Source organism: Enterobacter cloacae complex sp. HYC033_NIDB (genome assembly GCF_056673335.1).
Genome location: NZ_CP115123.1, coordinates 4,207,985 through 4,220,618, shown reverse-complemented (window position 1 = coordinate 4,220,618; position 12,634 = coordinate 4,207,985). Strand labels below are relative to the sequence as shown.

The 12,634-nt window shown below is 55.9% G+C and carries 9 protein-coding genes; 5 read left to right on the top strand and 4 right to left on the bottom strand.

Annotated elements, in window-relative coordinates; translation table 11 throughout:
- The first annotated feature begins 94 nt into the window (after positions 1-94).
- Positions 95-2,335, top strand: coding sequence for an EAL domain-containing protein (locus O1721_RS20185; RefSeq protein WP_032649054.1), 2,241 nt, complete (start codon positions 95-97; stop codon positions 2,333-2,335).
- A 4-nt stretch (positions 2,336-2,339) separates the two neighbouring features.
- Here O1721_RS20185 and ppx read toward each other — a convergent pair whose 3' ends face one another.
- The 4 genes from ppx to purM all read right to left on the bottom strand — a co-directional run bounded on the left by ppx (position 2,340) and on the right by purM (position 7,845).
- Entirely contained in the window at positions 2,340-3,878 is a 1,539-nt protein-coding gene (gene ppx, locus O1721_RS20180) for an exopolyphosphatase (RefSeq protein ID WP_003860570.1), read from the bottom strand.
- Positions 3,879-3,881: 3 nt separating this feature from the next.
- Positions 3,882-5,942, bottom strand: a complete 2,061-nt coding sequence (gene ppk1 / locus O1721_RS20175) for a polyphosphate kinase 1 (RefSeq protein ID WP_015572188.1) — start codon at positions 5,940-5,942, stop codon at positions 3,882-3,884.
- A gap of 227 nt (positions 5,943-6,169) precedes the next feature.
- Entirely contained in the window at positions 6,170-6,811 is a 642-nt protein-coding gene (gene purN, locus O1721_RS20170) for a phosphoribosylglycinamide formyltransferase (RefSeq protein ID WP_006811493.1), read from the bottom strand.
- The gene (purM, locus tag O1721_RS20165) at positions 6,808-7,845 is read right to left on the bottom strand and encodes a phosphoribosylformylglycinamidine cyclo-ligase (RefSeq protein ID WP_017383509.1); all 1,038 of its coding nucleotides are present in this window, start codon (positions 7,843-7,845) and stop codon (positions 6,808-6,810) included. The genes purN and purM overlap by 4 nt, the downstream gene beginning before the upstream one ends.
- 266 nt (positions 7,846-8,111) lie before the next feature.
- Here purM and O1721_RS20160 point away from each other — a divergent pair, with 266 nt between their 5' ends.
- The 4 genes from O1721_RS20160 (at position 8,112) to O1721_RS20145 (ending at position 12,565) form a co-directional block, all read left to right on the top strand.
- Positions 8,112-9,542: a 6-phospho-beta-glucosidase gene (locus O1721_RS20160; protein WP_032649050.1), complete on the top strand. Its 1,431-nt coding sequence runs from the start codon at positions 8,112-8,114 to the stop codon at positions 9,540-9,542.
- A 226-nt stretch (positions 9,543-9,768) separates the two neighbouring features.
- Positions 9,769-10,395, top strand: a complete 627-nt coding sequence (gene upp / locus O1721_RS20155) for a uracil phosphoribosyltransferase (RefSeq protein WP_003860560.1) — start codon at positions 9,769-9,771, stop codon at positions 10,393-10,395.
- 82 nt (positions 10,396-10,477) lie between these two features.
- Positions 10,478-11,767 (top strand): uracil permease, encoded by a 1,290-nt coding sequence (gene uraA, locus O1721_RS20150; protein WP_032649048.1) that lies wholly within the window; start codon positions 10,478-10,480, stop codon positions 11,765-11,767.
- A 96-nt stretch (positions 11,768-11,863) separates the two neighbouring features.
- The gene (locus O1721_RS20145; protein ID WP_211482948.1) at positions 11,864-12,565 is read left to right on the top strand and encodes a DnaA inactivator Hda; all 702 of its coding nucleotides are present in this window, start codon (positions 11,864-11,866) and stop codon (positions 12,563-12,565) included.
- Positions 12,566-12,634 lie beyond the last annotated feature (69 nt).

The window sequence follows — 12,634 nt, the reverse complement described above, 5'->3', positions numbered from 1 at the left end:
GTGCTTGCCAGGAATTTTCCAGGCAACGTGTACGTCAGGTTGGATGCCTGTCTTCATTTACCCTCTGGAGCGCAAGGGTTGTAAACGAGCATCTATGAATATTCACCACATCCTGAAGCAAAATAAAGACCGCTGGTGGGCACTTCCTCTTATTTTGCCCGTCGTGTTACTCCCGGTGCTTAGTGTGGCTAATACCTTAACGCAGTTGGGCGACGGTATCGTTGCGCTCTATTATCTCCCGCTCTCCTTTTTGCTGACGCTGATGTTATTCTTTGGCCTGGAAGCCCTCCCCGGGGTGGTGGTGTCGCTGTTTTTACGTTATTACCCCTCCGTTGGGTTATTTGAAGCCATGGCCGGCATTCTGCATTTTATCGTTCCTCTGGTGCTCAGCTGGGGCGGTTATCGCGTGTTTGCGCCCCGGCGCAATATGACCGCTTACGGTGACATACGCCTGATGGGGCAGCGTATTTTCTGGCAGGTGTTTTGCCCGGCAACGCTATTTCTGCTGCTGTTTCAGTTTGCGGTCTATCTCGGCGTCTATGAGAGCCGCCAGAGCCTCGCAGGACTGAATCCCCTCAATATTCGGACCCTTATTAACTATCAGGGGCTGCTGGTGAGCGGGCTGACGGGCGTGCCGCTAAGCTACCTGCTGATCCGCCTGATACGTCATCCGCGCTATATCAAGGGACTGATGTCCCAGCTCCGCGCGCAAATAGACAAAAAGGTGACGGCCTTTGAGTTTGTGGTGTGGTTTTTAGCCCTGGGCGGGTTGCTGGTCATGCTGCTGCTGCCTATGAATGCAAACAGTTCCATTTTCAGTACCAACTACACCTTGTCCCTGCTGATGCCCGTGATGCTCTGGGGGGCGATGCGCTTTGGCTACAAGCTGATGTCACTCATCTGGACGCCGGTCCTGCTGGTGTCGATTCACTTTTTTTATCACTACATTCCGGTGCAAGAGGGTTATGGCATTCAGCTGGCGATCACCTCATCCAGCTATCTGGTCTTTTCCTTCGTTGTGACGTACATGTCGATGCTGGCGACACGCCAGCGGGCCATCAATATTCGCTCCCGCAGTCAGGCTTTTCTCGATCCGGTGGTGCATATGCCCAACCTGCGGGCGCTGTCGCGCGAGCTGGCCAGTCATCCGTGGTCAGCGCTCTGTTTACTGCGCGTGCCCGAGCTGGAGGTGCTGGGACGCAATTACGGCGTGATGCTGCGGATCCAGTATAAACAGCAGCTGGCGCAATGGATAAACGGCACCCTTCAGCCCAATGAGCGAGTCTATCACCTCACCGGGTATGACATGGCGGTGCGTCTGGAGGCGGAGTCGCATCAACAGCGCATTGAAACGCTGGACGAGCATATCAAGCAGTTTGTTTTTATCTGGGATGGTATGCCGGTACAGCCTCAGGTCGGCGTGAGCTATTGCTATGTACGCTCACCCGTCAATCATCTCTATCTGGTGCTGGGGGAACTGGGCATCGTGGCCGATCTCTCCCTTTCTACCAACCACCCGGAAAATCTTCAGCAGCGCGGGGCTGTTCATTTGCAGCGTAGCCTGAAAGATAAGGTCGCGATGATGAGTCGTTTGCAGGCCGCGCTGGAGCAGGACGCTTTTACCCTGCTGGTTCAGCCTGTTCGCGGGCTGCGCGGTGATTGTTATCACGAGGTGCTGCTGCGAATGCGTGATGATAACGGGGCACTGATCTTTCCCGAGCAGTTCCTGCCCATTGCACAGGAGTTTGGTTTATCGTCGCGTGTTGATTTATGGGTACTGGAGCGTACGTTGAGTTTTCTGGCACAGCACCGCCAGCGTTTGCCGGGCCAGCGCTTTGCGATCAACCTCGCACCTTCTACCGCCTACAGGGCGCAGTTCCCGCTTGAAGTGAGCCGCCTGTTAGCCAAATACGCCGTTGAAGCGTGGCAGCTGATCTTTGAAGTGACCGAAAGCAGCGCCTTTGGTCATGCGGATCTGGCGGCGTCGACCCTCAGGAAATTACAAAAAATGGGCATCCGGATCGCCATTGATGATTTTGGCACGGGCTACGCCAGCTATGCGCGGTTAAAAAGCGTGGACGCAGACATTCTCAAAATCGATGGCGGTTTTATTCGCAATATTGTCAGCAACAGCCTGGATTACCAGATTGTGGCTTCCATTTGCCATCTGGCCCGGATGAAGAAAATGCTGGTGGTGGCGGAATATGTGGAAACGGAAGAGATACGTAGCGCGGTGCACGCGCTAGGTATCGATTATGTGCAGGGCTATTTGATTGGGTTGCCGGCTGAGCTTGATACGTTGCTCAACACGCAGCCTTCTCAGGAGAGCGCCTGAGCCGTTACGCTGCCGCCTCAGAACTCTCTTCTTCAATCTTCAACAGCCAGCCGGTGACCGCTTCCCAGTACTGCTGCTCTTTTTCCAGATCCAGCAGCACCAGCGCGTTCTGGCTAAACCAGTCGTGCGGGAAGCTCAGCGTCCAGTGATAGTCATCCGTTTTTAGCTTCAGCGTCGGCGGCGTGGTGGTTGCCTGTCGCTGATTATTGAGCAACACGCCCAGGCGCAACAGCTGAATGAGCGGCAGGAACTGCTTTTTCTTAAATAACGTAAAGCGCGGCAGATCGTCGAGCTTGATGGCTTTGCGGTGATAGCGCACCAGCGTCGCCATCATGGTTTGCTGCTCCTGGTTGAAACCAGGCAGATCGCTGTTTTGCAGAATATAGGCTGAATGGCGATGCATTCCGCTGTGGTTAATGTTCAGCCCCACCTCGTGCAACATGGCGGCCCATTTCAACAGCGCGGCCAGCTGCGGATGCGCCAGCTTCGGATTCTGCTCCTCCCACTGCTCGTACATCTGAACCGTGGTTTCGAGCACCCGTTTCGCCTGTTCGCGGTCGATGTTGTACTGGTTGGCCAGGCTCTGCGCGGTGCGGCTGCGAATATCCTGATGACGGAAACGGCCTTCCATCTCATACAGTACGCCTTCACGCAGGGCGCCGTCAGAGAGGCGCAGCTCTTTGATCGCCAGCGCGTCAAACACGCCGCAGAGGATCGCCAGCCCCGGTACGAACACGGCTTTACGTTCGTCGGACAGACCCGGCAAACTCAGGGCGTCGAAGCTCTTATGCTTAAGCACCTCTTCGGTGAGTTTCACCAGGCGCTCAGGCGTAATAAACCCGTCTTTTTCACCCATTGCCAGCAGCACTTCATGGGCCGCTTTAATCGAACCCGATGCGCCCAGCGCCACGTTCCAGCCCTGAATACGGTATTGCCAGGCCAGATTTTCGAGTTTTTGTACGGCGGCCATGCGCGCGCGCTGGAAGTTTTCGCGGGTGATGACGCCGCCCGGGAAATACATCTGCGCGAAGCTGACGCAGCCCATACGGCGGCTTTCCACCAGACGCGGCTCGAAATCTTCGCCAATCACCAGTTCCGTGGAACCACCGCCGATATCAATCACCAGCTTGCGGCCTTTTTCCGGCTGCGTATGCTCCACGCCCATAAAAATCAGGCGCGCTTCTTCGTTACCGGAGATGATCTCAATCGGGTAGGGGATAACCTTTTCCGCGCGCTTAAGAAACTCCGGCGCGTTCAGCGCCTGGCGTAGCGTATGCGTCCCGACGATGCAGACGCTGGACGGCGAAAAGCCTTGCAGACGTTCTGCGAACAGCGACAGACAGTTCAGCCCGCGCTCCATGGCCTCTTCGCTCAGCATGTTACGCGCGTCGAGTCCATCGGCCAGATGCACACGCTGCTTCAGACGACCGATGATCTGCATCGCGCCATCCACCTCGCGGGCGATGACCATATGGAAACTGTTTGAGCCAAGATCGACCGCGGCGAACTCCTGCGGGCGTGGGGTATTATCGTTTATTGGCATAGGTTAATCGGATTGCTCAAGTGATTTAATGTAATCGTAAATCGCCAGCTGCGAGCGCACTTTACGGCGGTTGCCGCGCGGTACATAGCGATTACTGAGTTCTTTGTCGATATAACGTGCTTTCACCGTATCGCTGAACAGGATCTCGATAATGTCCAGGATACGCTGCTTAAGGCGAGGATCCAGCAGCGGTGCCGCCACTTCAATACGGTAATCAATGTTACGCGTCATCCAGTCGGCGGACGAGAGGTATACGCGCTTATCACCGGCGTTATCGAAAATATAGACGCGATCGTGTTCAAGATAGCGATCCACAATGCTGATCACGCGGATATTGTCGCTGATGCCTTCCAGTTCCGGAATGAGCGAGCACATGCCGCGAATGAGCAGATTTACCGGAACGCCGGAGCTGGAGGCCGCGTACAGGCGGTCCACCAGCCCTTTGTCCACCAGATTGTTGAGCTTCAGCGTGATGCCGGACGACAAGCCGTTCTGCGCATTGGCAATCTCTTTATCGATCATATCGTACAGCAGGCGCCGTGAGTTCTGCGGTGACACCAGCAGATAATCGAAGCTCACCGGGCGGTACGGGTTCTCAATGAAGTTGAACACCCGACGCACTTCGTTGGTGATGCGGGCATCGGCAGTCAGCAGCGAATAGTCGGTGTAGATTCTCGCGGTTTTCTCGTTAAAGTTCCCGGTACCGATATGGGCGTAGCGCACAACGTCGTCGCCCTCTTTACGGGAGATCAGGAACAGCTTGGCGTGAATTTTCAGCCCTGGCGCGGAGAAGATGACGTGTACGCCCGCTTCCGTCAGTCGGCGCGCCCAGTGGATGTTGGCCTCCTCGTCGAAGCGAGCCTGGAGCTCAACCACCACGGTCACTTTCTTGCCGTTGTGCGCCGCGTGGATCATCGCATCGATGATACGGGAATCTTTCGCCACGCGATAAATGTTGATTTTGATCGCCAGCACGTTCGGATCGAACGAGGCCTGACGCAGCAATTCCAGCACGTGTTCAAAGGTGTGATACGGATAGTAGAGCAGCACATCCCGTTCGCGGATGGCGTCGAACCCGTTGCGGAACTTATCGAACCAGATATGGCGCAGGCGCGGCAGCGGTTTGTTCACCAGATTGGCCTTGCCGACGTTCGGGAAGCCAATGAAATCTTTAAAGTTGTGGTAACGCCCACCGGGGATAATGGAGTCGTAGCGGGAGATGGTCAGCTTATCGCGCAGCATCTCCACCATCGCGTCCGGCATATCGCGTTGATAGACAAACCGCACCGGCTCCGCCGTCAGGCGCTGCTTGAGGCTGGAAGACATCAGCTCCATCATGCTGGCCTCCATCTCATGCACCAGATCGTACTCGGCGTCACGGGTCATCTTCATCGAGTAGGCGTTGAGCGCGTCGTAATCGAAGAAGCCTTTGAAGATATCGTCCAGGCAGTAGCGCAGGATGTTATCCAGCAGGATCATCGGCTTACGTCGGCGCGGGGTTTCCGGCGGCAGGTTTACAAAGCGTGGGACTTTATCAGACGGTATTTCCAGCAGCGCGTAGTTAATGGTCTCACCCCGAATGATTTCTACCGCCAGATAGGTGTAATCATCTTTCAGGAACTGCACCAGATCGGTTTCACGGTTGATCAGAATCGGGGTGATATGCTGGCGCAGATAATGTTTGAAATAGTGGCGCAGCCAGTTTTGCTGATTCGCGGAGAGCTGGCGTTCGTTGATCAGGAAGATTTGGTTGCGTGCCATTTCCAGCAGCAGCTCGTTATAGAGGCCATCAAATTCCTGATCGGCTTTCATGACGCGAGACTGGATTTTTCCAAGCAGATGCCGGGAGTGGGAGTTCAAGCCCTGTTCTTCGCTGATGATGATTCGGCGTTTCAGTTCGGCGAAGCGAACCTTGTAGAACTCATCCAGATTGTTGGAATAGATGCCTAAAAAACGCATACGTTCAATCAGCGGGTTGCTTTTATCGGCCGCTTCCTGAAGTACACGTTCGTTGAATGCTAACCAGCTTAGCTCTTTCTCGATGTATAACTTTTCCTGACCCATTACAGCTCACACTCCAGTTCAATCACAGGACGTGGTAAATCCGTCTCGTCCTTATTATGGCGAGCATTTCCACGATATGTCCAACAGTGCCAGAAAAGTATGACAGTTATTTTTTTGTTGGGGAATTTAGAGGGTTGGGGGAGGGGGGGCGGGTGGCGCTGCGCTTACCACGACCTACGGGACCGTAGGCCCGTGCAAGCGAAGCGCCGCCGGGCAATTCAAACAGACTACTCTTCAGCCGCATAACCCTGCGGGGGCAACTTCACGCCGTCCAGCCAGGCTGCGCCGTTGCGCATCTCCAGACGTCCATCGACAAACCAGCTTACCACCAGCGGATAAATGGCGTGTTCCTGCGTCTGCACACGTTCGGTCACGTCGTCTTCGTTGTCGCCGTCAAAGACCGGTACTTTTGCCTGCAAAATGACCGGACCGCCGTCCAGCTCGTCGGTGACGAAATGCACGGAGGTACCATGCTCCTCATCGCCGTTCTCCAGCACCTGACGATGGGTGTGCAGACCGGGGTATTTTGGCAGCAGGGAAGGGTGGATATTGAGCAGTCGTCCGGCGTAGTGTGCAACAAAAGCCGGGCTCAGGATGCGCATGTAGCCTGCCAGCACCACCACGTCAGGCGCGTAGGCGTCAATCTCCTGCACCAGCTCACGGTCAAAGGCTTCACGCCCGGCGAACTGGCTGGCTTCCAGCGCGTGCGCAGGAATGTTCGCTTCCCGCGCGCGCTCAAGGCCGAATGCATCGGCCTTGTTGCTGAATACTGCCCGAATGGTGCCATTGATTTTCTTCTGTTTGCAGGCGTCTATGATTGCCTGCAAATTGCTTCCGTTGCCGGAAATGAGCACCACGATGTTTTTCATTCAATGACCACACGCTGTTCGGAATCGGAAGCTTTAATCGTACCGATTTTCCACGCGTTTTCACCTTTTTCTGTCAGCAGCTTAACCGCTTTATCCGCTTCGCTGGCGGGCAGGGCGATAACCATGCCCACGCCGCAGTTAAAGGTGCGGTACATTTCGTGAGAGCTCACGTTGCCTGCGGTTTGCAGCCAGTTGAAGACGGACGGCCACTGCCATGAGGATGCGTCGATCACCGCCTGGGTATTGTCCGGCAGCACGCGCGGAATGTTTTCCCAGAAGCCGCCGCCGGTGAGGTGAGCGATGGCGTGCACGTCAACGTTCTCAATCAGCTCCAGCACGTTTTTCACGTAGATGCGGGTCGGGGCCAGCAGGTGATCTGCCAGCGGTTTGCCGTCCAGCTCGGTGGTCAGCGGGTCGCAACCGCTCACTTCGAGGATTTTACGCACCAGAGAGTAGCCGTTGGAGTGCGGACCGCTGGAGGCCAGCGCAACCAGCACATCGCCGTCAGCCACTTTGCTGCCGTCGATAATTTCTGATTTTTCTACCACGCCGACGCAGAAGCCTGCGACGTCATAATCTTCACCGTGATACATGCCAGGCATTTCCGCGGTTTCACCGCCGACCAGCGCACAGCCGGATTGCAGGCAGCCTTCGGCGATACCGTTAATGACGCTGGCTGCGGTATCCACGTCCAGCTTGCCGGTCGCGTAGTAATCGAGGAAGAACAGCGGCTCGGCGCCCTGTACCACCAGGTCGTTGACGCACATCGCCACCAGATCGATACCAATCGTATCGTGACGCTTAAGATCCATCGCCAGGCGCAGTTTTGTACCGACACCATCCGTACCCGAGACCAGCACAGGTTCACGATATTTTTGCGGTAGCGCGCACAGTGCGCCGAATCCACCCAGGCCACCCATCACTTCCGGGCGGCGGGTTTTTTTCACCACACCTTTGATTCGGTCAACCAGCGCATTACCTGCGTCAATATCAACACCGGCATCTTTGTAGCTGAGAGAAGTTTTGTTGGTCACGGCTTAAATCCCCACGCGATTGCATAGCTAGTAAGAAAAATCGGCGCAATTCTAACAGTCCAGGCAAACGTTTGCGAGCCTATTCTCGGCGCGAGGATCTTTTTTTCTGTGCGGGCTGTCCAGGGCAACAAACTTGACTCTGTTCACGAAAATGAAACCGGTTTCGGCGATCTGCTTGCAACGGCTATCCCCTTTGCACATCATCAAACTGAAACCGGTTTCTGTAACTGTTTTTGCAGAAAATAACGCAGAATGAGGGATAGCGAATGTCAGGATTTAAAGCAGGCTTTCTGTGGGGTGGGGCCGTTGCGGCGCACCAGCTCGAAGGCGGCTGGAAAGAGGGCGGCAAGGGCGTGAGCGTTGCCGATGTCATGACGGCAGGCGCCCACGGGGTACCGCGTGAAATCACCAACGGCGTGCTGGAGGGGAAAAATTACCCAAACCACGAAGCCATCGACTTCTATCACCGCTATAAAGAAGACATCAAACTCTTTGCCGAGATGGGGTTCAAATGCTTCCGCACCTCCATCGCCTGGACGCGTATCTTCCCGAAAGGCGACGAGCTGGAGCCGAACGAAGCGGGACTCAAATTCTATGACGATCTTTTTGACGAGTGCCTGAAGCACGGCATCGAGCCGGTGATCACGCTTTCCCACTTCGAGATGCCTTTCCACCTGGTGACGGAATACGGCGGCTGGCGCAACCGTAAGCTGATCGACTTCTTTGTTCGCTTCGCGAAGGTCGTTTTTGAGCGCTACCAGCATAAAGTGAAGTACTGGATGACCTTTAACGAGATCAACAACCAGGCCAACTTCCACGAAGACTTTGCGCCGTTTACCAACTCCGGGCTGAAATATGCGCCGGGAGAAGATCGCGAGCCGGTGATGTTCCAGGCGGCGCACTATGAGCTGGTGGCCAGTGCCCTGGCGGTGAAGGCGGGGCGCGAGATCAACCTGTCGCTGCAAATCGGCTGCATGATTGCCATGTGCCCCATCTATCCGCTGACCTGTGCCCCGGACGATATGATGATGGCGATGAACGCCATGCATCGTCGCTACTGGTTCACCGACGTTCACGTGCGCGGCAAGTATCCGCAGCATCTGCTCAACTACTTTGAACGTCGCGGCTTCGCGCTGGATATCACCGAAGAAGATAAAGTAGCGCTGACGCAGGGCTGCGTGGATTACATCGGGTTCAGCTACTACATGTCTTTCGCCACCAAGGCGACGGCGGATAATCCGACGCTGGATTACGACGAGAGCAAGAGCCTGGTCTCTAACCCGTACGTGCAGAAATCCGACTGGGGCTGGCAGATTGACCCGGTGGGGCTTCGCTACTCCCTCAACTGGTTCTGGGATCACTACCAGCTGCCGCTGTTTATCGTTGAGAACGGCTTTGGCGCGATCGACGTGCAGGAGAGCGACGGCACGGTGAACGACCAGTACCGCATCGACTACCTTTCCGCACACATCCGCGAGATGAAAAAAGCGGTGGTGGAAGACGGCGTGGATCTGATGGGCTATACCCCGTGGGGCTGTATCGACCTGGTCTCTGCCGGCACAGGCGAGATGAAAAAACGCTACGGCTTTATCTTTGTCGATAAAGATAACGAAGGTAACGGCACGCTGAACCGCAGCAAGAAGAAATCGTTCGACTGGTATAAGCAGGTGATTGCCAGCAACGGCGATAACCTGTAATTGTCGGGTGGCGCTAACGCTTACCCGACCTACACTACACGTAGGCCCGAGTAAGCGCAGCGCCACCGGGCAGAACCCGCACCCAAGCCGGAGCTTCGCCTCCGGTTTTTTTGTCTCTAAATCACTTTGATTGATATACGTCAAGCAAGATGGGTATGGCGCAATCCGAAAAAAGCGGTATAATCCCGCGATTTTTTTGCGGATGCCACCTCAGAGGAGAAAGAGAATGAAGATTGTGGAAGTGAAACACCCACTCGTTAAACACAAGTTGGGCCTGATGCGTGAGCATGACATCAGCACGAAGCGTTTTCGCGAACTGGCTTCTGAAGTGGGTAGCCTGCTGACCTACGAAGCGACCTCTGATCTGGAAACGGAAAAAGTGACCATCGAAGGCTGGAACGGTCCGGTACAGGTTGAGCAGATCAAAGGTAAAAAAATTACCGTGGTGCCAATCCTGCGTGCGGGTCTGGGCATGATGGAAGGCGTGCTGGAGCACGTCCCAAGCGCGCGTATCAGCGTGGTGGGTATCTACCGTAACGAAGAGACGCTTGAGCCGGTCCCGTACTTCCAGAAGCTGGTCTCTAACATCGACGAGCGTATGGCGCTGGTGGTTGACCCGATGCTGGCGACCGGCGGTTCGATGATCGCCACCATCGACCTGCTGAAAAAAGCGGGATGCAGCAGCATCAAAGTGCTGGTGCTGGTTGCGGCGCCGGAAGGTATCGCGGCGCTGGAAAAAGCGCACCCGGACGTTGAACTCTATACCGCGTCTGTCGACCAGGGACTGAACGAGCACGGGTACATCATCCCGGGGCTCGGCGATGCCGGCGATAAGATTTTTGGTACTAAATAATCGAATAACGATAAAGAAGCCGACTTTGATAGTCGGCTTTTTTTTGAATAAAAACCAACAATGACACTCAGAGGAAAACACTATGACGCGCCGTGCTATCGGGGTGAGTGAAAGACCGCCGCTTTTACAGACAATCCCGCTTAGTTTGCAGCACCTGTTCGCCATGTTTGGCGCAACCGTGCTGGTGCCAATCCTGTTTCACATTAACCCGGCTACCGTGCTGCTGTTTAACGGCATCGGTACGCTACTTTACCTCTTCATCTGTAAAGGCAAAATCCCGGCCTATCTCGGGTCGAGCTTCGCGTTTATCTCCCCGGTTCTGCTGTTGCTGCCGCTGGGTTATGAGGTCGCGCTGGGCGGCTTTATCATGTGCGGCGTGCTGTTCTGCCTGGTCTCCTTCATTGTGAAGAAAGCCGGTACCGGCTGGCTGGACGTGATGTTCCCGCCTGCGGCAATGGGGGCCATCGTTGCCGTCATCGGCCTGGAGCTGGCGGGCGTGGCGGCGAACATGGCCGGGCTGCTGCCTGCGGACGGTCAGTCACCGGATTCTAAAACCATTATTATTTCGCTGGTGACGCTGGGCGTGACGGTATTCGGTTCCGTCCTCTTCCGCGGCTTTATGGCGATTATCCCGATCCTGATCGGCGTGCTGGCGGGTTACGCGCTCTCCTTCCTGATGGGCGTTGTGGATACCACCCCGATTGCCGAGGCGCACTGGTTCGCGCTGCCAACCTTCTACACCCCGCGCTTTGAATGGTTCGCCATTTTCACTATTCTGCCTGCCGCGCTGGTGGTGATTGCTGAGCACGTCGGCCACCTGGTGGTGACGGCGAACATCGTGAAGCGCGACCTGATCCGCGACCCGGGCCTGCATCGCTCCATGTTTGCCAACGGTTTCTCCACCATCATCTCTGGTTTCTTCGGCTCCACGCCAAACACGACTTACGGTGAGAATATCGGCGTAATGGCGATCACCCGCGTCTACAGCACCTGGGTTATCGGCGGCGCGGCGATCATCGCCATTCTGCTCTCCTGCGTTGGTAAACTGGCGGCGGCGATCCAGATTATCCCGGTTCCGGTGATGGGCGGCGTTTCCCTGCTGCTGTACGGGGTGATCGGTGCCTCCGGTATTCGCGTGCTGATTGAATCCAAAGTGGATTACAGCAAGGCGCAGAACCTGATCCTGACCTCCGTTATCCTGATTATCGGCGTGAGCGGCGCGAAGGTGCACATCGGCGCGGCAGAGCTGAAGGGGATGGCGCTGGCGACCATCGTCGGCGTCGGCCTGAGCCTGATTTTCAAGCTGATCTCAGTGATCCGCCCGGAAGAGGTGGTGCTGGACGCGGACGAAAGCGAAAAAGCGCCACATTGATCGTCATGCCGGGCGAAGGATCGCCCGGTTCTCTCCTTGCAGGTTCCGTGTTAAACTCCATTCCGATTTTATGTAAGATCTCTGGTTGAGGTATTTCTGAACGGACCGGCACAGCTCTCTCTGCCACTTTATCTCCCTGACGACGAAACTTTCGCGAGTTTCTGGCCGGGTGATAACCCCTCTTTACTGGCTGCACTGCAAAACGTGCTGCGCCAGGAACACAGCGGATACATCTATATCTGGTCACGCGAAGGCGCGGGACGCAGCCACCTGCTGCATGCCGCCTGTGCGGAGCTTTCGGCGCGCGGTGACGCGGTAGGCTATGTGCCGCTGGATAAACGCACCTGGTTTGTGCCTGAGGTGCTGGAGGGCATGGAACATCTCTCCCTGGTCTGCATCGATAATATCGAATGCGTGGCGGGGGACGAACCGTGGGAAATGGCGATCTTTAACCTCTACAACCGCATTCTGGAGTCGGGCAAAACCCGGCTGCTGATCACTGGCGATCGTCCGCCGCGCCAGCTCAATCTGGGGCTGCCGGATCTGGCGTCTCGTCTGGACTGGGGGCAAATCTACAAGCTGCAACCGCTGTCGGATGAAGACAAACTCCAGGCGCTTCAGCTGCGCGCCAGACTGCGCGGATTTGAACTGCCGGAAGACGTAGGGCGCTTCCTGCTCAAGCGTCTGGATCGGGAGATGCGCACGCTCTTTGATACGCTCGATCAGCTCGATCGCGCCTCCATCACCGCCCAGCGCAAGCTGACCATTCCGTTTGTGAAAGATATTCTTAAGCTTTGAGTTTTTTGCCCGGTGGCGCTGCGCTTACCGGGCCTACGAAAACCCGTCATACCTTGTAGGCCGGGTAAG

What these genes read in the sequence shown, in the direction of transcription:
- ppx (WP_003860570.1), bottom strand. Translation starts at nt 3,878, where the DNA reads ATGCCAATAAACGATAATACCCCACGCCCGCAGGAGTTCGCCGCGGTC.
- O1721_RS20185 (WP_032649054.1), top strand. Translation starts at nt 95, where the DNA reads ATGAATATTCACCACATCCTGAAGCAAAATAAAGACCGCTGGTGGGCA.
- upp (WP_003860560.1), top strand. Translation starts at nt 9,769, where the DNA reads ATGAAGATTGTGGAAGTGAAACACCCACTCGTTAAACACAAGTTGGGC.
- purN (WP_006811493.1), bottom strand. Translation starts at nt 6,811, where the DNA reads ATGAAAAACATCGTGGTGCTCATTTCCGGCAACGGAAGCAATTTGCAG.
- uraA (WP_032649048.1), top strand. Translation starts at nt 10,478, where the DNA reads ATGACGCGCCGTGCTATCGGGGTGAGTGAAAGACCGCCGCTTTTACAG.
- O1721_RS20160 (WP_032649050.1), top strand. Translation starts at nt 8,112, where the DNA reads ATGTCAGGATTTAAAGCAGGCTTTCTGTGGGGTGGGGCCGTTGCGGCG.
- ppk1 (WP_015572188.1), bottom strand. Translation starts at nt 5,942, where the DNA reads ATGGGTCAGGAAAAGTTATACATCGAGAAAGAGCTAAGCTGGTTAGCA.